Annotated in this window: 22 protein-coding genes; 8 read left to right on the plus strand and 14 right to left on the minus strand. The window is 65.3% G+C overall.

The window, feature by feature from the left end; genetic code table 11:
- Nucleotides 1-14: 14 nt before the first annotated feature.
- A complete protein-coding gene (locus KYN89_RS08915; protein ID WP_010234070.1) occupies nucleotides 15-455 on the plus strand; it encodes a VOC family protein in 441 nt (146 codons plus the stop codon).
- Between the two features lie 207 nt (nucleotides 456-662).
- On the plus strand, nucleotides 663-812 hold the full coding sequence (locus KYN89_RS08920; protein ID WP_222824722.1) for a hypothetical protein: 150 nt from the start codon (nucleotides 663-665) through the stop codon (nucleotides 810-812).
- Nucleotides 813-891: 79 nt separating this feature from the next.
- Here KYN89_RS08920 and KYN89_RS08925 read toward each other — a convergent pair whose 3' ends face one another.
- A complete protein-coding gene (locus KYN89_RS08925; RefSeq protein WP_222824723.1) occupies nucleotides 892-2,415 on the minus strand; it encodes an alanine/glycine:cation symporter family protein in 1,524 nt (507 codons plus the stop codon).
- A gap of 240 nt (nucleotides 2,416-2,655) precedes the next feature.
- Between KYN89_RS08925 and secE the strand changes: the two genes are divergently transcribed.
- From secE to KYN89_RS08940, 3 genes are read left to right on the plus strand one after another with little or no spacing between them, the layout of a single operon-like run.
- Nucleotides 2,656-2,865, plus strand: coding sequence for a preprotein translocase subunit SecE (gene secE / locus KYN89_RS08930; protein WP_197635393.1), 210 nt, complete (start codon nucleotides 2,656-2,658; stop codon nucleotides 2,863-2,865).
- A gap of 16 nt (nucleotides 2,866-2,881) precedes the next feature.
- The gene (gene nusG, locus KYN89_RS08935; protein WP_197635394.1) at nucleotides 2,882-3,418 is read left to right on the plus strand and encodes a transcription termination/antitermination protein NusG; all 537 of its coding nucleotides are present in this window, start codon (nucleotides 2,882-2,884) and stop codon (nucleotides 3,416-3,418) included.
- Nucleotides 3,419-3,438: 20 nt separating this feature from the next.
- Nucleotides 3,439-3,654, plus strand: a complete 216-nt coding sequence (locus tag KYN89_RS08940; protein ID WP_197635395.1) for a hypothetical protein — start codon at nucleotides 3,439-3,441, stop codon at nucleotides 3,652-3,654.
- A 10-nt stretch (nucleotides 3,655-3,664) separates the two neighbouring features.
- On the opposite strand, the gene KYN89_RS08945 is transcribed toward KYN89_RS08940, so the two are convergent.
- Nucleotides 3,665-4,429 (minus strand): CPBP family intramembrane glutamic endopeptidase, encoded by a 765-nt coding sequence (locus tag KYN89_RS08945; protein ID WP_222824724.1) that lies wholly within the window; start codon nucleotides 4,427-4,429, stop codon nucleotides 3,665-3,667.
- Nucleotides 4,430-4,917: 488 nt separating this feature from the next.
- Between KYN89_RS08945 and rplK the strand changes: the two genes are divergently transcribed.
- Nucleotides 4,918-5,349, plus strand: a complete 432-nt coding sequence (rplK, locus tag KYN89_RS08950; RefSeq protein WP_222824725.1) for a 50S ribosomal protein L11 — start codon at nucleotides 4,918-4,920, stop codon at nucleotides 5,347-5,349.
- Between the two features lie 3 nt (nucleotides 5,350-5,352).
- Nucleotides 5,353-6,048, plus strand: coding sequence for a 50S ribosomal protein L1 (rplA, locus tag KYN89_RS08955; RefSeq protein WP_197635397.1), 696 nt, complete (start codon nucleotides 5,353-5,355; stop codon nucleotides 6,046-6,048).
- Between the two features lie 57 nt (nucleotides 6,049-6,105).
- On the opposite strand, the gene KYN89_RS08960 is transcribed toward rplA, so the two are convergent.
- Genes KYN89_RS08960 through KYN89_RS08975 form a run of 4 tightly spaced genes read right to left on the minus strand, consistent with a single transcriptional unit; the run spans nucleotide 6,106 to nucleotide 10,339 of the window.
- Complete coding sequence (locus tag KYN89_RS08960; protein ID WP_222824726.1) at nucleotides 6,106-7,014, minus strand: GNAT family N-acetyltransferase; 909 nt, start codon at nucleotides 7,012-7,014, stop codon at nucleotides 6,106-6,108.
- Nucleotides 7,014-7,991: a polysaccharide deacetylase family protein gene (locus KYN89_RS08965; protein WP_222824727.1), complete on the minus strand. Its 978-nt coding sequence runs from the start codon at nucleotides 7,989-7,991 to the stop codon at nucleotides 7,014-7,016. The genes KYN89_RS08960 and KYN89_RS08965 overlap by 1 nt, the downstream gene beginning before the upstream one ends.
- A gap of 57 nt (nucleotides 7,992-8,048) precedes the next feature.
- On the minus strand, nucleotides 8,049-8,807 hold the full coding sequence (locus tag KYN89_RS08970) for a competence/damage-inducible protein A (RefSeq protein WP_222824728.1): 759 nt from the start codon (nucleotides 8,805-8,807) through the stop codon (nucleotides 8,049-8,051).
- On the minus strand, nucleotides 8,804-10,339 hold the full coding sequence (locus tag KYN89_RS08975; protein ID WP_248285087.1) for a flavin-containing monooxygenase: 1,536 nt from the start codon (nucleotides 10,337-10,339) through the stop codon (nucleotides 8,804-8,806). Before KYN89_RS08975 ends, KYN89_RS08970 begins: the two co-directional genes overlap by 4 nt.
- Nucleotides 10,340-10,376: 37 nt before the next feature.
- Here KYN89_RS08975 and KYN89_RS08980 point away from each other — a divergent pair, with 37 nt between their 5' ends.
- Nucleotides 10,377-12,461, plus strand: coding sequence for a TonB-dependent receptor (locus KYN89_RS08980; protein ID WP_248285088.1), 2,085 nt, complete (start codon nucleotides 10,377-10,379; stop codon nucleotides 12,459-12,461).
- Here KYN89_RS08980 and KYN89_RS08985 read toward each other — a convergent pair.
- From KYN89_RS08985 to KYN89_RS09020, 8 genes are all read right to left on the minus strand, one after another.
- Nucleotides 12,449-12,994, minus strand: coding sequence for a DUF421 domain-containing protein (locus tag KYN89_RS08985; protein WP_222824729.1), 546 nt, complete (start codon nucleotides 12,992-12,994; stop codon nucleotides 12,449-12,451). The two genes, KYN89_RS08980 and KYN89_RS08985, sit on opposite strands and share 13 nt — an antisense overlap.
- 15 nt (nucleotides 12,995-13,009) lie before the next feature.
- The gene (locus tag KYN89_RS08990) at nucleotides 13,010-14,020 is read right to left on the minus strand and encodes a fumarylacetoacetate hydrolase family protein (RefSeq protein WP_222824730.1); all 1,011 of its coding nucleotides are present in this window, start codon (nucleotides 14,018-14,020) and stop codon (nucleotides 13,010-13,012) included.
- Nucleotides 14,017-14,667, minus strand: coding sequence for a maleylacetoacetate isomerase (maiA, locus tag KYN89_RS08995; protein WP_222824731.1), 651 nt, complete (start codon nucleotides 14,665-14,667; stop codon nucleotides 14,017-14,019). The genes KYN89_RS08990 and maiA overlap by 4 nt, the downstream gene beginning before the upstream one ends.
- A 175-nt stretch (nucleotides 14,668-14,842) precedes the next feature.
- On the minus strand, nucleotides 14,843-16,018 hold the full coding sequence (locus KYN89_RS09000) for an acyl-CoA dehydrogenase (RefSeq protein ID WP_222824732.1): 1,176 nt from the start codon (nucleotides 16,016-16,018) through the stop codon (nucleotides 14,843-14,845).
- 94 nt (nucleotides 16,019-16,112) lie between these two features.
- Nucleotides 16,113-16,529, minus strand: coding sequence for a response regulator (locus KYN89_RS09005; RefSeq protein WP_222824733.1), 417 nt, complete (start codon nucleotides 16,527-16,529; stop codon nucleotides 16,113-16,115).
- Nucleotides 16,530-16,658: 129 nt separating this feature from the next.
- Entirely contained in the window at nucleotides 16,659-17,261 is a 603-nt protein-coding gene (locus KYN89_RS09010; RefSeq protein WP_222824734.1) for a hypothetical protein, read from the minus strand.
- A 179-nt stretch (nucleotides 17,262-17,440) separates the two neighbouring features.
- Nucleotides 17,441-18,181, minus strand: a complete 741-nt coding sequence (locus tag KYN89_RS09015; protein WP_346727219.1) for an OmpA family protein — start codon at nucleotides 18,179-18,181, stop codon at nucleotides 17,441-17,443.
- A 51-nt stretch (nucleotides 18,182-18,232) separates the two neighbouring features.
- Entirely contained in the window at nucleotides 18,233-19,768 is a 1,536-nt protein-coding gene (locus KYN89_RS09020) for a vWA domain-containing protein (RefSeq protein ID WP_222824735.1), read from the minus strand.
- Between the last annotated feature and the right edge of the window lie 121 nt (nucleotides 19,769-19,889).

The raw sequence follows: 19,889 nt of genomic DNA on the forward strand, positions 1-19,889 counted from the left end.
GGGGAATCGCGACGATGGAATACCTCCACACGATGATCCGGGTGAGCGACCTCGACGAATCGCTCGATTTCTTCTGTGGCAAGCTCGGCCTCGTCGAGGTTGCGCGTACGGAAGTTGAGGCGGGACGTTTCACGCTGGTGTTCCTGGCCGCTCCCGGCGACGAGGAACGCGCGCGTGAGCACAAGGCGCCGACGGTCGAGCTGACCTATAACTGGGACCCGGAAGAATACAGCGGAGGCCGCAATTTCGGCCATCTCGCCTACCGGGTGGACGATATCTACGCGACCTGCGAGCGGTTGCGCTCCGCCGGGGTGACGATCAACCGCCCCCCGCGCGACGGGCACATGGCCTTCATCCGGTCGCCCGACGGGATTTCGATCGAGCTGCTCCAGAAGGGCGAATCGCTGCCCCCGCAAGAGCCGTGGGCGTCGATGGAAAACACCGGGACTTGGTAGTCACCTGGTAGCCTCATCGGGCATTGCGCCCCGATTGCCACACATTCGGAAAATCGCCGCCGCCCGGGAACCCCGCGGAATCGCTCGCCTTGCGCGCGGTTCGCGATGACTCCCTTTTGTTCCCACAGGATTCTCGGGAACGGGACTCACGAGGCGTGCATTTTTCGCGGCATGATGCACTTCGGTGCCCCAATCAGGAGTTGACCAATGTCGAGCATGCCTTTTCGTAGCAGCCGTCCGGACAGCTGGACCACCCCTCAGCCGCACACCGACGCAACGATGCGGATGATGAAGTACGGCAAGATCCAGCCGATGCACCAGCCGACCTTCTGGGAACGGCTTTTCGGCGCGGTCTGACAACCGCGAAAACCCAAATGAAAAGGGCCGGGGCGCTTGGGTGCGCTCCGGCCCTTTTCCTTGTGGGTGAGATTGCCTGCTAGTATTCCTCGGGCTCTTCCGGCGTGTCCGCGTGGAAGTCCTTGCCCGCCGTCCGGTTGCCGCGGGCAAGTGCGAAGACCACGCCCGAAAGCAGCAGCAGGCCGAGCAGGTTGGGCAGCACCATCACCGCGTTGGCGATATCGCCCATTCGCCAGATCAGGTCGGATTCGCGGGTCGCACCGATGAAGATGCCCACGCACCACAGCACGCGCCAGATCCGGTGGAGGATCTTCTCCCCGCCCAGCGTCGATCCCGGAATCCGGTCGTAGAGGAAGGTGATCGCGCGTTCCCCGTAATAGCTCCAGGTGAGCAGGGTGGTGAACACGAACAGCAGCAGCGCGAGGCTGGCCACCAGCGTGCCCAGCGGGATGCTGCCGATCGCAAAGGGGAAGGCGGCGGCAAACGCGCCGCTGGTCACCGCGAAGCCATCGAGGTCCGCCTGCCACGCATGCAGCACCGGCTGACCTGCGTGGGTGAAGTTGCCTTCCACGGTCAGGATCACCAGCGCGGTCATGGTGCAGATCACGATCGTGTCGATGAAGGTGCCCAGCATCGCCATGCGGCCCTGGAACTCAGGATCGTCGGTCTGCGCCACGGCGTGCGCGATCGGGGTCGAACCCTGGCCCGCCTCGTTCGAGAACAGGCCGCGCGCCACGCCGGCGCGGATCGCGAGGATCACCGCCGCGCCGACGAAACCGCCGCTGGCCGACTGCACGTTGAACGCGCCGCCGAAGATACGGCCGAAGGTTTCGGGGATGTCCTGAATGTTCAACGCAATCGCGATGATCGCCATCACGATATAGGCCAGCGCCATCACGGGCACGATGCTCTCGGCAACACGGCCGATCGACTTGATCCCGCCGATGATGACGATGAACACGAGGATGGCGACGATCAGCCCGCCGAGCCATTCCTGGATGCCGAACAGTTCATTGAGGCCGTCGGCCACCGCGTTGGCCTGGATCGCGTTGCCGGTCACCAGCCCGCTGATCAGCGTGCCGATGCAGAAGAACACCGCGAGCCAGGTCCACTTCGGGCCCAGACCCATCATGATGTAGCTCATCGGGCCGCCGCGATAGGTGCCCTCGCTGGTGGTCTCGCGATAGCGGATCGCCAGTGCGCCCTCGGCAAAGGCGAGCGCCATGCCGAACAGCGCGGTCACCCACATCCAGAAGATCGCGCCCGGCCCGCCCAGCGCGATCGCGGTGGCGACACCGGCAAGGTTGCCCGTGCCGACCTGGCCGGATAGCGCGGTGGAGAGCGCGGCGAACGGAGAAATCTCGCCCGCGCCGCCTTTCTTGCGGCCAGCGAACAGGTTCTTCACCGCCGATCCGAGATTGGTGATCGGATAGAACCTGAGGCCGATCATGAACCACAGGCCAGCGCCCAGGAGCACGATCGCGAGTGGCGGGAAGGGAAGAACCTCTGCCCCGTCCCAGGTTCCGCCCCAGATAAAGTCTGCGACATTGGTGACCGGGCCGAGCAGTCGCTCGTCCAGTGTCATCTGCGGATCCGCAGCCATATTCGAATTTCCCCCTGAAGCGTCCCTTGAAGCGCGCGAGGCTATAACCGCGTGCCGGGCAGCGCAACGCATTTTCCCCGGTGCTTGCGTTTGCGCGCAAGCGGGCCTAGATGCGACCGGGTCTCTCGACATCGAAGCTCAAGACCCGCCCGCCCGATCACGAGATTGGGAAGGCGATCCCGGCTTCCCGAAAGAGAGACGCGAACAGGTTCTGATTCTAGACAGGTGAGAGCGGCGACGATGGCCGAAGGCAGCAAGCGGAAAACCTCGATCGGCGAATTCGCGCGCCAGGTGCGTGCGGAAACGAGCAAGGTCGTCTGGCCCACCCGTCAGGAAACGATCCAGACCGCGATCTTCGTCAGCATTCTGGTGCTGATCCTCTCGGTCTTCTTCCTCGGTATCGACACGCTCTTCGGCGCGGTCGTCCGCTTCCTTCTCACGCTCGCCTGAGGCCCGCAGACAATCAATGGCACGCTGGTACATCATTCACGCCTATTCCGGTTTCGAGAACAAGGTTCGCGACGCGATCATCTCCGAGGCTGAGCGCCTTGGCCTTTCCGAAGGGGTCGAAGAGGTCGAAGTGCCGACCGAAACGGTGACCGAGCTCAAGCGCGGCAAGAAGGTGCAGGTCGAACGCAAGTTCATGCCCGGCTACGTGCTGGCCAAGCTGAACATGACCGACGATATCTATCACCTGGTCAAGAACACGCCCAAGGTCACCGGCTTCCTCGGCGCGGGCAACAAGCCGCAGGCGATTTCCGAGAAAGAGGCCGCGCGCTATTTCGGCGGGGTGGAAGAGGCCAAGGCCGCACCCAGGCAGCAGGTTTCGATCGATTACGAGATCGGCGATCAGGTCAAGGTGCTCGACGGGCCCTTCGCCAGCTTCAACGGCGTGGTCGAGGAACTCGATTTCGACAAGTCGAAGGTCAAGGTCTCGGTCTCGATCTTCGGCCGTGCGACCCCGGTCGAACTCGACTTCGAACAGGTCGAACTGGTCAAGTAAGCCGCTGCCGGGCGCGTTGCATGAAAACGCGGCCCGGAATCTGCAATCGCAAGAAACGCTTTGCCAGCCGTGAGGCTGCCGAACGGGTGGCGCAGGCCGCACCCTTCACGCTGCGTGCCTATCGCTGCGAGCTGTGCCGCCAGTTCCATCTGACCAGCCGGACCAAGGGGATGCAGATCCCGCGCCACGAGCTGGGGCGTCCCGAACTGCCGGGCCCCGAACTCCGTCGTTCCTGAAGCTGCCCGGCTAGCTCAGCCAGCCCAGGCTCTCGCTATAGGCAAGGCTGAGCATCAGCGTATCGACTGCCGCGTGGGCGAGGATGCAGGCCCACAGATTGCCGCGATTGGCAATCCGCAGCCAGGCGAGGAACAGCCCGACCGTCGCGGTCACCAGCACTCCGCCAAGCCCCTGATAGAGATGCGCCAGCCCGAAGATGGTGGCCTGGATGATCGCGGCGGGCCACTTCGCGCCGCGCATTCCGCGCAGCCGCATCAGCCGGTCCATCAGGAACCCGCGATAGAGCAGTTCTTCGCCGAAGCCTGCGGCAAACCACGCGACCAGCACGATCCACAGCGCAAAGCTGACCGGTCCGGCGGTTGCCAGATCGGTGATCATCGAAATATCGACCTTGGGCAGGTCCAGCGCATCGATCGCCATCCCGCCCAGTCCGAACAGCGCGACGATGCCTCCCAGGCCCAGCGCCGCCAGCCCCAGCGTGCGCCGCGGATTGACCGGCGGGCGGATGCTCCACGCATGACGCAGGCAACCGTCGGATGCCAGCCAGGCGCGCGCCACGATTAGCGCGGCGGCCATGCTGAGCACTGCGCTGGACAGCAGCATGGGATTGGTCATCACGAAATTCTGCGCGTCCCCGCCGCTCGCCAGCAGAAAGCCGAAGGGCACTGCGACCGAGACACCAAGGTAAACCCCGGCGACGGTGGCAAGCTGAAGCACGAACCGCAGCCAGCTGAGGCGGCGAAGGCGGTTTCGGGCGAGGGAGCGCTGCTTCATCTAGTCCTATACGTGTAGGATCGGCTGCGGTTTCGCAACCGCACGCAGGCTCCGGCGGGGTTTCCTACTGCGATCCGCTCTGCGATGATCCGCGCGGCGCTCCTTCGGGAGCGATCGCCGTTCGGAAAAGAGGCCGCAAAGGTGGCGATGTGTCACCCCGGGGTGAGAGGTGGTGCTGGAAAAGGTTTGATTGTCAGGGACTTGGGGCGGCTGCCACCAGGCTTGGTCCAGGGTGACACATGGGTGACGCGTGTCACCCTGTCGCCTAGGGAGAAACCTTTGCCTGAACCGGGCCGTGACCGGCTCGGCGCAATGGCTTGCCGGGCGGCGAATCGCTTGCATTTCGCGGCAAAATCGCTATCTGCGCCGCTTCCCGAGCACAGCTTTGGAAAACCCCATGCGGGAGGCGATCCCTGGATCGCCGCTCACCGCTTACCATGAGCGTGGCGCGAAATCGCCCACGCGACAGTGAGAAAAGGAGGCCTCTCATGGCCAAGAAGATCGAAGGTTACATCAACCTTCAGGTGCCCGCCGGCACCGCCAACCCCTCGCCGCCGATCGGCCCTGCGCTGGGTCAGCGCGGCGTGAACATCATGGAATTCTGCAAGGCGTTCAACGCCGCGACGCAGGACCTTGAAAAGGGCGCTCCGATCCCGACCAAGATCACGGTCTATGCGGATCGCAGCTTCACCTTCGTTACCAAGTCGCCGCCCGCCAGCTTCCTCATCAAGAAGGCGATGAAGATCAAGTCGGGCTCCAAGGAGCCGGGCAAGAACATCATCGGCTCGATCAAGGTCAGCCAGCTGGCCGAGATCGCGGAGACCAAGATGAAGGATCTCAACGCGAACGACATCGACCAGGCGGTCAAGATCATCGCCGGTTCCGCCCGTTCGATGGGCATCGAAGTGGTGGAGGGCTAACCGATGGCTACTTTGAGCAAGAAGCAGAAGACGCTGACCGAGAAGCTGGACGCCGAAAAGCTGTACACCTTCGATGAAGCGCTTTCGACGCTGCGCGAGCACAAGGCGAAGTTCGACGAGACCGTCGAAGTCGCGATGAACCTCGGCGTCGATCCGCGCCACGCCGACCAGATGGTCCGCGGCATGGTCTCGCTCCCCTCGGGCACCGGCAAGACCGTTCGCGTCGCCGTGTTCGCCAAGGGCGACAATGCCGACAAGGCTCTGGCCGCCGGTGCCGACAAGGTCGGCGCGGAAGACCTCATGGAAGACATGCAGGCCGGCAACCTCGATTACGACCGCGTGATCGCGACGCCCGACATGATGGGTGTCGTCGGTCGCCTCGGTAAGGTGCTGGGCCCCAAGGGTCTGATGCCGAACCCGAAGCTGGGCACCGTGACCCCGAACGTGGAACAGGCCGTGAAGGACGCCAAGGGCGGCCAGGTCGAATTCCGCGTCGAGAAGATGGGCATCATCCACTCGGGCCTCGGCAAGCTGTCGTTCAAGGACGAAGAGCTGAAGACCAACTTCAAGGCCTTCACCGATGCGATCGTCAAGGCGAAGCCCTCGGGCGCGAAGGGCAAGTACGTCAAGAAGGTCACCCTGACCTCCTCGATGGGCCCGGGCCTGAAGATCGACCTGAGCGAAGTCGAAGGCGCGTAAGCCTTTCACTTCTCTGGAAATTTCAGGAGGCCGGGGCGGAAACGCTCCGGCCTTTTGCTATGCCTTGAGCAGCCTGCGCGCTGAAGCCAGCGAGCGATTGCCCTGCACCAGCGCCTTCCCCCAGGCGACGCCCGCATCGAATCCGGCGCGCGCCCCGAGCAGCATCCGGTTGGCGAGGGTCGGTCGCAGCAGCACGAAGGAACAGCAGGCAATGGCGTGCGTCCCAAACAGCGCCTTGTGCGCGCCTTCCCCCTCGGTGAAATCGAAGAACCGGAAGCGCTCTTCCTCGAACAGCATCCGCAGCGCCTCCATTTGAAGCACCGTCCCGGCGGACAGGGCCGCATGCGCGGGGTCGTAGCCGAGATGGGCATAGACCAGCGTATCCCCGCGCACCGGGAGCGACAGGTACGCGACCGGCTCGCCATGCAGGAACAGCAGGAAACAGCGCATCCGGTCCGCCGCGGCATCGGCCAGCATTGTGGCCCGCTCCTGCTCGCTATCGGGCAGCCCGGCATCGAGAAGCCGGGCCTGATAGGTCTTCTCCGACAGCGGCAGAGCCAGATCGAGGAAGCGCGAGACCTCCTTCGGCGTGGAATAGCTGCGCACATCGAGCATGCCGCCATCGGCCTGCGCGAACTTACGTGTTTTGCGCCGCAGCGTGCTGCGAGTCTTGCCCGAAAAGCGGGCGAGGTAATCGTCGAAACTGCCGTCCATCGCGATGTAGTGGCGGCGGAAATCCTCGCGTGCGCCGACGACATGACCGGGAAAGCGTGCCGCGATAGTGTCTGCCATCGTAACCGGCGCGGACAGGACGCGCACCCCGTCCGCTGTCGGGCTCACCCCGGCGCGCGTACGACCCGCCAGCGCGTCTTCGAGGGAAAAGGCCAGCGGAGTGAGCATACGCCTGGCCGAGAACAGCCGCCGCGCGCCCAGCGTGAAGGCGATCTGGACCGGTTCGGCGGCCATTACTGCGCGCCGTAGAGCGTGTTCGAAACCGCCTGTTCGGCATAGCGCAGGCCCACCGTCCACGCGCTGGCAGGGACCGGGCGGGGCATCTCCGATCGCCGGAAGACCCTGACCGGGGGCGATCCGGTAAAGTCCGCGGTCCACAGGCCGTCGGTCTCTGCAAGGAAGCGGCACAACCCCTCGAAGCGATTGCGCACGACCTTGTTCACCGCGAGGCTGCGGCGGTTGACCAGCTCGAAACTGTGCGAGACGATGGTGAAGCAGGTCATCCGCCCGTCGCGGGCATGGAGCAGGGCTGCCTCCATCTCCTTCAGCGAAAGCGCGGTGATCTGCGCATGCCGCAGCCCGCCGCCGATGTCGCCGACGCAGGACACCGGCACTTCGACGATCCCTTCGTACAGCAGCGGCTGGGTGTCGGTTGCGCGCAGGTCGAGCGCGCTTTCGCCATCGGAGATGCCGGGCGTGTGGCTGCTGTCGTAATGCAGTCCGATCTCGTTCAGCGCGCGCAGGGTATCGCGGTTCGCACCATAATTGCCCGCACGAAAGGCAGTCGGGACCGGCGCACCCGCCGCGACCAGCGTGTCGCGCGCCCATTCGAGAATGCGGCATTGCTCCTCGAACGCGAAGTCCTTGATATTGCGGCCGGCCAGTCCCCCCAATGGTCCGCCTGCCGGGGCCAGCCCGAGCCATTCGGTGTGGCAATGCAACTGCACCTCCTGACCCGCGGCGAGGATTGGTGCGACCACGTCCTCGATTGCGCCGACACCCCAGATCAGCGCGGGCATCGGATCGACGAAAAACACCGCGCGCTGGCCGTATTGCTCAAGCAACTGCAGCTTGTGGGTAATCCCGGCAGGCCCATCGGGCGTGATGCAGGCGATCGAGCGTGCGAAGTTCTCCGCCCGGTCGACCCGGCATGGCCGGTGCGGCAGCGCAGCCGAATACTCGGTATCGATGGTGAGATAGACGCTGGTCATGGCACGCTGAGACTAGGCATGCTTGGGTTAAGACGGGGTTCGCGTCGCCTCGCGGCGTCAAATCCCGCCAGCGACCGGCGCGTGGCCAGCCTCGCTCAGGCTGTCGCGCAGATCCTTCGCGCACGCCGCCAGCGCCTGCGCGTCGGTCGATCGGATGACGAAGTTCGCCCCGACCTTGCCTTCGCGGAAGAAGGGGTAGCTGCCGATCTGGCAGTCCTCGTGTGCCTTTTCGACCTTGCGCAGCAGGCCCGCAACTTCGCTCTCGGCGGTCCAGCAGCCCATGGTTTCGCTGAGCAGCGGGGCGCCGCCTTCGAGCGTGCCGGTCAGCGCATCTAGCATCCCGGCAGTGATATGCGGGACGCCGGCCATCAGGAACACGTTGCCGATCCTGATCCCGGGTGCGCCGGACATGCGGTTGGGGATCAGTTCGGCCCCGTCGGGCACCCGCGCCATGCGCAGTCGGTCCTCGGTCAGGCCGCCGGGCTTGTCCGTATAGTAGCGTTCGAGGATCGCCCGCGCTTCGGGGTGGATCACCACCTCGCGGCCCAGCGCGGCGGCGACTGCGTCCACCGTGATGTCGTCATGGGTCGGGCCGATCCCGCCGGTGGTGAAGAGGTAGTCGTTGGCGCTGCGCAGCGCGTTCACCGCCTCCACGATCCGGTCCTGCACATCGGGGACCACGCGCACCTCGGCCAGGCGGATGCCCTGCACCTGCAACCAGGCGGCGACCTGTGCGATATTCTTGTCGTGGGTGCGGCCGGAGAGGATCTCGTCGCCGATGACGACCAGCCCTGCGGTCCAGATACGTTCGCTCATAATGCTCTCAGGTCGTGCTGCCGGCGGTGGTCGTCCGGGCGGGTGCGGCGTCGCTCGCCGGGGGCGTGGGGCAGCGCGCGGAAGTGCAGGATACCGTCGTCGACCGGATCGCTCTTCATCTGCTTGCGGTCGACCCGGTAATCCTGATTGAGCCGCCAAGGGAAGGCGACCGCATTTTTCGGCATGATCGCCTTGGAACGCTGGATATAGCCTGACGAGAAATCGAAGATATCGTCCTCCTCCAAAGCGGCCTCGTCTGCCGCTGACAGGGCGGGCACCGCGATGTCCATCCCCCTGGCGTCCATCATCTTGAGCACATCGCACACATAGGCCGCATTGAGGTCCGCACGCAAAGTCCAGCTGGCGTTGAGATAGCCGAACACCACCGCGAGGTTCGGCAGGTTCGAGAACATGCAGCCCTTGTAGTAATAGCGCTGCGAGAAATCGACCGGATCGCCATCGACCGAGATTGCGATCTTGCCCGCCACCGCGAGCTTGAGGCCGGTCGCGGTGACGATGATGTCCGCGCGGATTTCCCGCCCGTCCTCCAGCACCACCGCGTCCTTGGCGAAGCGGGCTATCCTGCCCGTCACGACCTCGGCCTTGCCGCTCTTGATCGCCTCGAACAGGTCGGCATCGGGCACCAGGCATAGCCGCTGGTCCCACGGGTCGTAGGGTGGGGTGAAGGCGGCCGGGTCGTACTTGTCGCCCAGATGGCCCTGCATCTTCTTGGTCAGGAATTCCTTGACCTTCTCCGGCTGGCTCTGCGCGCGCTTGAAGCCGATGTCCTGCATGACCACGTTTTTCCAGCGGGTGATCTTGTACGCGGTCTCTTCGGGTAGGACCTTGCGGAGGAAATTGGCCAGCCCGTCGCGCGCGGGGCGGCTGAACATCCAGGTCGGCGTGCGCTGGAGCATGGTGACCTTGGCCGCCTTTTCAGCCATCGCGGGGACGATGGTGACGGCCGTAGCTCCCGACCCGATCACCACCACGTGCTTGCCCTCGTGAGACAGATCTTCGGGCCAGAACTGCGGGTGGACCACCTCGCCCTCGAACGCGCCCAGCTCGAAGCCGGGATCGTAGGGTTCGTCGTAATCGTAATAACCCGATCCGAGATAGAGCCAGTTCGCGGTCAGCCGCTTGTGCTCGCCTTGGGCGGTGACCACGGTAACGATCCAGCGCGCGGTAGTGCTGTCGAAATCCGCGCTCTCCACCTTCAGGCCAAAGCGGATGTTTTCCCGAATGCCGCGTTCATCGACGATGCGGTTGAGGTATTCGAGGATGGAGGAGCCATCGGCGATGCTCTTCTCGTGACGCCACGGCTCGAAGACGAAGCCCAGCGTGTGCATATCGCTGTCCGAGCGCACGCCGGGGTAGCGAAACAGGTCCCATGTGCCGCCCAACCGCTCGCGCCTCTCGAGGATCGCGTAGCGCTTGTCCGGGCACTCCATCTCCAGATGCGCGGCCATCCCGATGCCGGAAATACCCGCGCCGACGATCAGCACGTCGAAATCGGTGTCACTGCTATCCATCGCCCATCACTCTCCGTCTTTTTTCGCAACCTATCGCATGATTCGTCTGATGGCGAGAGGGTGGCTGACCTTGCTGCTCATCGTGGCTAGGGCGTTGACCATGCCCTGCAACCCGCTCCGCTTCGCTCTTCTGGCCACCGCTGGCCTCGCCACCCCTGCACTGGCGCAGGAGGCGACCGACGACCCGCAGGACACGGTGATCGTGGTCACCGGACGCGGGCTGGAGGAAACTCCGGCAGCGCCCGCATATGGCACGGTCGAGATCACGCGGGAGGAAATGCTGGGCACCCCGTCGGGCCGGATCGAGGAGGCGCTGGCGGGCGTCGCAGGCTTCCAGCAATTCCGCCGCTCGGACAGCCGATCCTCCAACCCGACCGCGCAGGGCGTGACGCTGCGCGCGTTGGGCGGAAATGCCACGAGCCGCGCGCTGGTGACGCTCGACGGGGTGCCGATGGCCGACCCGTTCTTCGGCTACATTCCCTTCGCGGCGCTGCTGCCCGAGCAGATCGGGCGCATTGCAGTGACCCGCGGCGGCGGCTCCGGTCCGTTCGGCGCGGGGGCGCTGGCGGGGACGATCGCGATCGAGAGCCTGTCGCCCGAGATGCAGGCTCCGCTGGGCGCGAGCGTGCTGGTGAACGATCGCGGCGGGACCGAGACGGCGGGGTCGTTCTCTCAAGTGCTTGGCACAGGCTACGCGACTGGCGCGGTGCGTTGGGATCGCGGGCCGGGGTTTTACACGGCCCCCGAGGATCAGCGAGTCGCTGCCAGCGTGCCCGCGCGGTTCGACAGCGTCTCGGGCCAGCTGCGGGCCGTCGTGCCATTGGCGAGCGATCTGGAACTGCAGGCGCGGATGCTTGCGTTCGACGATGCACGCACGCTGCGCTTCGCCGGGGCGGACAGTTCGGCGAGCGGGCAGGACTATTCGGTCCGGCTGGTCGGGCGCGGGCGCTGGCAGGTGGATGCGCTGGGCTATGTGCAGGCACGCAACTTCTCCAACCTCGTCGTCAGCTCGACCCGCTTCGTGCCCGTGCTCGACCAGCGCAACACGCCCTCGACCGGGCTGGGCGGCAAGATCGAGGTTCGCCCGCCCGTTGGTTATGCGCATACCCTGCGCGTCGGGGTCGACTATCGCCGGGCTTCGGGCGAATTGCAGGAGACCCCGATCAGTGCGCTCACCGGGCAAATCACCGCACGGCGGCGTGCGGGCGGGGTCACCAGCGATCTCGGGTTGTTCGTAGAGGACGACTGGGAAGTAGGACAGCTGGTCCTGACCGGCGGGCTGCGTGCCGACCGGACGGTGATCGCCAACGGGTTCTTCCGCGAGAGCAACGCAGCCGGCGTAGTGGTGACCGACACTGCCTTCGCCGACCGCAGCGACTGGACGCTGAGCTGGCGGGGCGGCGCGCTGTTGCGAGCGACGCCTTCGCTCGACCTGCGCGCTGCGGCCTATAGCGGGCTCCGGTTGCCGACGCTCAACGAGCTGTACCGTCCCTTCGTTGTCTTCCCCGTGGTGACGCAGGCCAATGCCGACCTCGCCAACGAGGAGCTGCGCGGGGTCGAGCTGGGGCTCGACTGGCGACCGCTCCAAGGGGTCGCGCTATCGCTGACCGCGTTCGACAACCGGCTGGAGAACGCGATCGCCAACTTCACCATCGCGCCCAACCTGCGCCAGCGGCGCAACCTGCCCGCGATCGAGACGCGCGGGGTCGAGGCCGGTCTTCGGGTGGCGCGGGGGCCGATCCGCTTTGACGGCAGCGTGAGCTACTCCGACCCGCGCATCGAGGGCGAGGGGGCGTCGCTGGCGCTCGACGGCAACCGCCCGCCGCAAAGCCCGCGCTGGATGGCGGCCGGGAGCCTTGCCTACGCCCCGTCGGATCGGACCCGCATTGTGCTTTCGCTGCGCCATGTCGGCGATCAGTTCGAGGATGACCTTGAAACCGATGTGCTGCCCGCCTTCACCACGCTGGGCGCATACGCGCAGGTGCCGCTTGTAGGACAGCTCGATCTCGTGCTGCGGGCCGAGAACCTGTTCGATGAGACTATCGTCACCCGCAATGATGGCGGCGATCTGGACCTTGGCGCGCCGCGTACGCTGTGGGCTGGGGTTCGTTACGGCTTCTGAAGTTCGGGCGAGGGATCGCGCACGTCGTCCACGCCTTCGAGGATTGCTGGGTCGAGATTGGGCCCGTGCATCACCGAGATATCGCCGGTGGTCTCCAGCACTACCGCGCGCACCTCGTCGAAACTCATGGTGTTCGATTCGCGCAGCTTGGCGATGATGTCGGATCGCGACACGCGGGTCTTGCTCATCGCTTGGGTACAGAACCGGCCGTCGATCATCAGCAGTACCGGATCGTTCTGGATCGTCTCCTCAAACGTCTCGGATTTCTTGCGGATTTTGGCGATGACGAACTGCACCGCGAACAGCGCGAACATCACGACTGCCGCCTGCGTGAAGCCCTGCCAGTCGGTCGCGCGGCCCATCCCGGCCAGCACAGTGCCGCTGGCAACGGTGATGACGAAGTCGAAATTCGTCATCTTGGAAAAGCTGCGCAGGCCGACGATCCGGGTCAGCGCGATGACATAGACGATCCCGATCGCGGTCAGGATCGTCCCTCGGGCGATCAGGTCGTAGGTCGTATCGTCGAAGAACATCAGTCCCTCCTTGCGCTACGCCTCCACCACCTTCTGCTCGATCGCGCCGAAGATCGAATGGCCCTTCTCGTCTTCCATCCAGATCTTCACCGTGTCGCCGGGGTGCATGAAGCGCGTTTTGGCTTCGCCGCTGGCGATGGTTTCGATCATGCGGATCTCGGCGATGCAGGAGTAACCCTTGCCGCCTTCGCTCACCGGCTTGCCGGGATCGCCGTCGGGGCCCTGATTGGAGATCGTACCCGAACCGATGATGCAGCCCGCGCCCAGATTGCGCGTCTTGGCCGCATGCGCGACCAGATCGGCGAGGCTGAAGGTCGCGTCCTGGCCCACATCGGCGCGGCCGAAGGGATCGCCGTTATAGTCGACCATCAGCGGCAGCTGGATTACGGCGTCTTTCCACGCATTGCCCAGCTCGTCGGGCGTGATCGCGACGGGGCTGAACGCGGTCGCGGGTTTGGACTGGAAGAAGCCGAAGCCCTTGGCCAGTTCGCCGGGGATCAGGCCACGAAGGCTCACGTCATTGACCAGCATCAACAGCTTGATGTGGTCGGCTGCTTCGTCGGAAGAGACGCCCATCGGCACATCGTCGGTGATGCAGGCGATCTCGCCTTCCATGTCGCAGCCCCAGCTGGTGTCCTTGAGCGGGATGTCGGCACGTGGGGGGAGGAAGTCGTCGCTGCCGCCCTGGTACATCAGCGGGTCGTGATAGAAGCTCTCGGGCACCTCGGCGCCGCGCGCCTTCCTCACCAGTTCGACGTGGTTGATGTAGGCGCTGCCGTCGGCCCACTGGTAGGCGCGCGGCAGCGGCGAGTGCGCCTCGCGCTCGTGGAACCGCTCGCAGGGAACGGCTTCGTTGTTCACGTCGCGGTAGAGCGCTTCGAGCTTGGGCGCGATATTCGCCCAGTCGTCCAGCGCGTCCTGCATGGTCGCCGCGATATTGTCCGCCGCGCAGTAGCGGGTGATGTCTTTCGAGACGACCACCAGCTTGCCGTCGCGCGTTCCGTCATTGAGCGTGGCGAGTTTCATTGGACTGTCTCTCCTTCGGGGGTGTCGTTCTGGTTGTCGGGGTGCGCCCGCTGCACTTCATCCAATGCGAGGCAGGCGGCTTCGATCCGGGTCGTGTGCGGCGCATCGGAGAAATCGTAGCCGAAGCGGCGCGCGTTGTAGATCTGCGGCATCAGCACGACTTCGAAGAAGCCGGGCTTGTCGAACAGGAAATCGCCGGTGTTCAGCTGCGCGAGGCGCCGTTCGATCGGCTGCAATGTGCGCGCGAGCCAGTGGCGATACCAGGTGTTCACGCCGTCCTGATCCTGCCCGTATTCGCTCTTGAGATACTTGAGCACGGGCAGGTTGAGCGGCGCGTGCAGCTCGGTCGCGATGGCATATGCGAGTTCGCGCGCGAGGTAGCGCTGCTCGATATCCGCGGGCAGCAGCGGGTTTTCGGGGTAGGCCTCGTCCAGCCATTCGATGATGGCCATCGACTGCACGCGGTCCTTGCCGTCCACTTCCAGCATTGGAACCGTGGCGAAGGGGTTGCGGCCGGCAAAGGCTTCGCCCTTCTGCTGGCCCTCGACCAGATTGACCGGGCAATTCTCGTATTCGAGGCCCTTCAATTGCAGCGCGAGCCGCAGGCGGTAGCTCGTGGAGCTGCGGAAATAGCCGTAGAGTTTCATCTCATCCTCTCCTGCGCCGGGCCGTTCGCTTCGCGGCCCTGACACACCTGACACACAGTCCTAAGACGAAAAACCGGCCTCCGGTTCCGAACCTTTGCCGGTCTCGGTCAGTGCGGGCGGGGAGGGCTGCATTCCCCGCCTATCGCACGGCTGGCGCGTGTAGGACAGGCGGTCTTCAGAACGCCGGAATGCCCGTGATCGCGCGGCCCAGGATCAGCGCGTGGACATCATGCGTGCCCTCGTAGGTATTCACCGTCTCGAGGTTCACCATGTGGCGGATCACCTGATATTCCTCGCTGATGCCGTTGCCGCCATGCATGTCACGCGCAACGCGCGCGATGTCCAGCGCCTTGCCGACATTGTTGCGCTTCACGATCGAGACCATGTCCGGCGACCAGTTGCCCTCGTCCATCAGGCGACCGACGCGTAAAGACGCCTGAAGCCCCAGCGCAATCTCGGTCAGCATGTCGGCGAGCTTGAGCTGGTAGAGCTGCTTGCTGGCAAGCGGCACGCCGAACTGCTGCCGATCGAGCCCGTATTGCTTCGCCGCGTCCATGCAGAACTCCGCGGCACCCATCGCGCCCCACGAAATGCCGTAGCGTGCGCGGTTGAGGCAGCTGAACGGACCTTTGAGGCCCTGCACTTCGGGGAACATGGCGGATGCGGGCACGCGCACCTCGTCCATCATGATCATCCCCGTGGTGCTCGCACGCAGCGAGATCTTGCCCTCGATCTTGGGGGCGGAGAGGCCTTCCATGCCCTTTTCCAGCACGAAGCCCCGAATGGCGCCGCCATGTTCCTCACTCTTGGCCCACACGACGAACACGTCGGCGAAGGGCGAGTTGGAAATCCACGTCTTGCTGCCCGAGATGACGTAATCGTTGCCATCTTTCTTGGCATGAGTCTTCATCCCCGCCGGGTCGGAGCCCGCGTCGGGTTCGGTCAGGCCGAAGCAGCCGATCAGCTCGCCGCTGGCGAGGCCGGGGAGGTACTTCTTCTTATGCTCTTCGCTGCCGAAGGCGTGGATCGGATACATCACCAGGCTCGACTGGACGCTGGCCATCGAGCGATATCCGCTATCGACCCGCTCGATCTCTCGCGCGATCAGGCCGTAGGCGACGTAGCCCGCGCCCGCGCCGCCGTATTCCTCGGGAATGGTCGCGCCCAGCAGCCCGGCCTTGCCCATCAGCGGGAAGAGTTCGGGCGCGCTGGTTTCTTCGCGAAAGGCCTCGATCACGCGCGGCTGCAGCTCGCTCTGCGCAAAGGCGTGCGCGGACTCGCGGATCATCCGCTCGTCCTCGGTCAGCTGGTCGTCGAGGCGGAAGGGGTCGGTGGCGTCGAAGGGGATCATATCGGGGCTCGCTCGTAGATGTGTAGCAGCCCATGGCAAAGGGACGCCCCTTCGGGCAAGCCCTGCCGTCCCGCCTGCCTGTGCCGGGGCGCGATCAGGCGGTCTGGGCGTCCGGGGTCGCGGGCTCGATCATCGGCTCGTCGGCGGTCTGACCGTCGGGATTCAGGGTCGAATGCACTTGGCTGAGGATTTCGCCGGGCGGGCACGGCTTGGACAGCGCGGGCGCATCGGGAAACCGCGCATCGACCTCGTCCAGCGGCAGATGGCCGGAATGGAAGATTACCGGCACATCTTCCGCGATCAGCTTCTCCGCAAAGGGATAGACGACCGTGTCGTTCAGCCGAATGTCGAGGATCGCGAGATCGGGCCGCCGCTTCTGAAAGGCGAGCATCGCCGAGTTGAGATCGGCATGCGGGCCTTCGACCTCGTACCCGGCTTCTTCGATCGTGTGGCACAGGTCCAGCCCCACGATCGTTTCGTCTTCGGCGATCAGGATGACAGGTTGGTCCATACATTCTCCCATCGCGATCGCCACGGCGCGATCGGAATGCAAAAGAACGACCCTGGACCATGATCGTTCCAAAACGCGCTGCTTGGCAAGCGGAAACTTGGAAGCGGCGCGCCCTGGAGGAGGGGCGGATCAGAGCTTGCCGAAGCGCTTCTCGTAAGCGGCAGTGTCACCTTCGCTGAGCAGTTTCGCCTGTTCGATCCAGTTGTCGCGCCGGATGCGGCCCTTGAACCGGCCCAGCTGGTCGTCGATCCGGTCGATCTCCGCCTCGCTCCAACCCGCGATCTGCGCGAAGGAGGTGACGCCCAGCGTGTTCAGCTGCGCTGCAAGCTTGGGCCCGACGCCCTTGAGGCGGGTCAGGTCGTCTGCACCTTCGGGCGCTGCCTGCCCCGCCTCTTCCTGCGACACAGCAGTGTTCACCGCAGCTCCCGCTCCGCCCAGCGAAGCGGCTGCGGCGGCGGGTTCGGCGCGCGGAGTGGCTACCGGCGGGGGTGCCGGAGACGGGGCAGGTTCGGGCTTGTCTTCAGGCTCGGGCGGGGAAGCGGTATCCTTCGCGGCCGCCGGGGGCGCGTCAATCAGCGCCTGGTTGCGACGAGCATTGCCCGGCTCCTCGCCGGTATCCTCGCGCGTGATCCGGGTCTTGCGCGAACCCGAGAGCAGGAACCAGGCGACCACGAAGCCGACCAGCACGGCCAGCAGGATCAGCAGCCAGTTTGCCTCGATCAGTTCAATCATGTGGGGCTAAGCCTCTCTAGCGTCTTTTGCCGTATTCTTGCTCGCGCATTAACGCGAAAGCGTCACTTGCGCAAAGACCAAAGACTTGAGGCCAGCGCTCCCAGCCCGAGGCCGACGGTATAGGCGGCCAGCGCAAGCAGCACGAGTTCGAAGGAAATGGCCATTCTTTGCGCTGCTCCCTACCGTGCTGCCGGGGTGTCGATCGGGGTCGGGCGGCTGGTTTCCATCGAGACCACGCGGAACTCGATCCGCCGGTTGGCCGGGTCCGCCGGGCTCAGGCCTTTGACCGGGCGCGAGGAGCCGAAGCCGTTGGCGATCAGGTTCTGCCCCGGAATCCCGCGCTCGATCAGTTCGCGGCGGACCATCTGCGCGCGGTCCTGCGAGAGCGCGAGGTTCACCTTGGGCGAGCCGGAGGTGTCGGTGTGGCCCGAAATCGCCACGATCGCGCCCACGCAGGGGCGCATCGCGGTGGCCAGTTCGTCGAGCAGTTGCTCGCTGCCGGGGATGAACTCGGCGGAGGATTCCTCGAACCGGATCGTGCGTTCGGCCAGCACGCCCAAGAGCTCGCTCTCACAGCGCAGCGATTCGATATCCATGTCGCCCGAGGCGAGCATCGTGCCGTCGGTCCAGTGGACCCCGCCCACCCCGGGGATGGCGGCGATCGCCTGTGCGATGCGCGCGCGCTCAAGCTCGGTCAGGTCGCGCGCGGGGGTCAGCATCGGGTGGCGGGTCGGCCAGCCGCGCGCGGTGGCGAAGCGGACCGAAACCTTGCGCTTGTCGCCCTGCTGATCGGGCAGGGCGGCGGCCGCGGCCGCCAAGCGACCGACAAAAGCCGGACCGGTCTGCGCGGCACTGATCAAAGCCATCGCACAGACAAGCAGTGCGCCGGCGATCAGGATCAGGATGGGGCGATTGCTCACCCCACCCCGATAGACAGTGCCTGCCCCAAAGGACAAGCGTGCGGGCCAGGCTTATTCCTGATCGAGCCCTTCGGCGACGCCGACCAGCTTGAGGAATTCCTGCCGGTAGAAGTCGCGCTGCGGCCCGGCCAGCGCGCGGATCGCATCGTAGGAATAGTCGTCCAGCAGCGTGTCGCCGCGCAGCTTCTGGGCGAAGGCGGCGACCGAGGTGGCGAAGGCGAAGTCGCCCGAGGGGGCGGGCGCGGCGGCCAGCATCCGCGCGGGCAGCGCCTCGGTGATCAGCGTCGAGGTGTCACCGTCCGGCTGCTTGTAGCGCAATTTGACGAAGGCGGCTTCGGTGGCCTTGTCGCTCGCCGCCTGCGGAATCTTGTCCTGATAGCGGCGCTCGGCAATCCAGCCGTCGGCATTCGCGGGCACGACCTCGTAGATCGCGGTCACCTGATGGCCCGATCCGATATCGCCCGCATCGACCGCGTCGTTATCGAAATCCTGTTCGCGAAGCACGCGGTTCTCGTAACCGATCAGGCGGTACTGGCTGATCACCGCGGGGTTGAACTCGACCTGGATCTTCACGTCCTTGGCGATGGTGTAGAGCGTCGCGCCGAGCTGTTCGCCCAGAACTTTCCGCGCCTCGATCGCGCTGTCGATGTAGCCGTAGTTGCCGTTACCCTTGTCGGCGATCTGCTCCATCAGCGCTTCGTTGATGTTACCGGTGCCGAAACCAAGCACGCTCATCGCGATGCCGTTCTTGCGCTTGTCTTCGACATATTCGAGCAGCGCGTCGTTATCCGACAGGCCGACGTTGAAATCGCCGTCGGTGGCCAGGATCACACGGTTGATCCCGTCGACCTTGCTCGCCTCGGCAACCTTGTAGGCCAGTTCCAGCCCCGCGCCGCCGGCGGTCGAGCCGCCTGCCTGCAACTGGTCGAGCGCGGCCATGATCTCGCGCGAGTCGCTGGTCGGTTCGAGCACGAGGCCCGCCGCGCCTGCATACACCACGATCGAAACGCGATCTTTCGGCGTCAGCTGGCCGACCAGCGTCTTCATCGCAGTCTTCACCAGCGGCAGCTTGTCCGCGCTTGACATCGAACCCGACACGTCGAGCAGGAAGACGAGGTTGGCGGCGGGCCGCTGCGCCTTCGGCGCTTCGTATCCGGCGAGCCCGATGCGGACCAGCCGCGTGTCGGCATCCCACGGCGTGCGCGCGACATCCATGTTGACCGTGAAGGGCGCATCCTTGGCGCTGGTCGGGCGCGGATAGTCGTAGCGGAAGTAGTTGACGAATTCCTCGGTCCGCACCGCGCCCTTCGGCGGCAGCTGGCCGTCGGTCAGCATCCGGCGCGCGTTGGAATAGGCGCCCGTGTCGACATCGACCGAGAAGGTCGAGACCGGCTGTTCGAGCGTCACCGCGACCTCGGACACGTCCTTGCCATCGTACCGCTCCCGGTCGGGCACGGTCGGAATGACGATCGAGGGGACGTAGCGCAGATCGGGCGAGGTGGTCTGCGCTGGCGCGGTCCCGTTGGCGTCCTCGCGCGAAATACGCGATCCGGTGACCATAACCGCGCTGGGGGCGGCCATCGCCATTGCCGGAGGCGGCGGGGGAGGAGGCGGAGGGGGCGGTGGCGGAGGCGGCATCGGCGGAAGGAATTCGCTGTCGCCGCGCGAGGCATTGCTGCCGTCTGCAGTCGCACAACCCGCGAGGCCG

This window comes from Alteriqipengyuania abyssalis (assembly GCF_019857185.1).
Taxonomy (GTDB): domain Bacteria; phylum Pseudomonadota; class Alphaproteobacteria; order Sphingomonadales; family Sphingomonadaceae; genus Alteriqipengyuania; species Alteriqipengyuania abyssalis.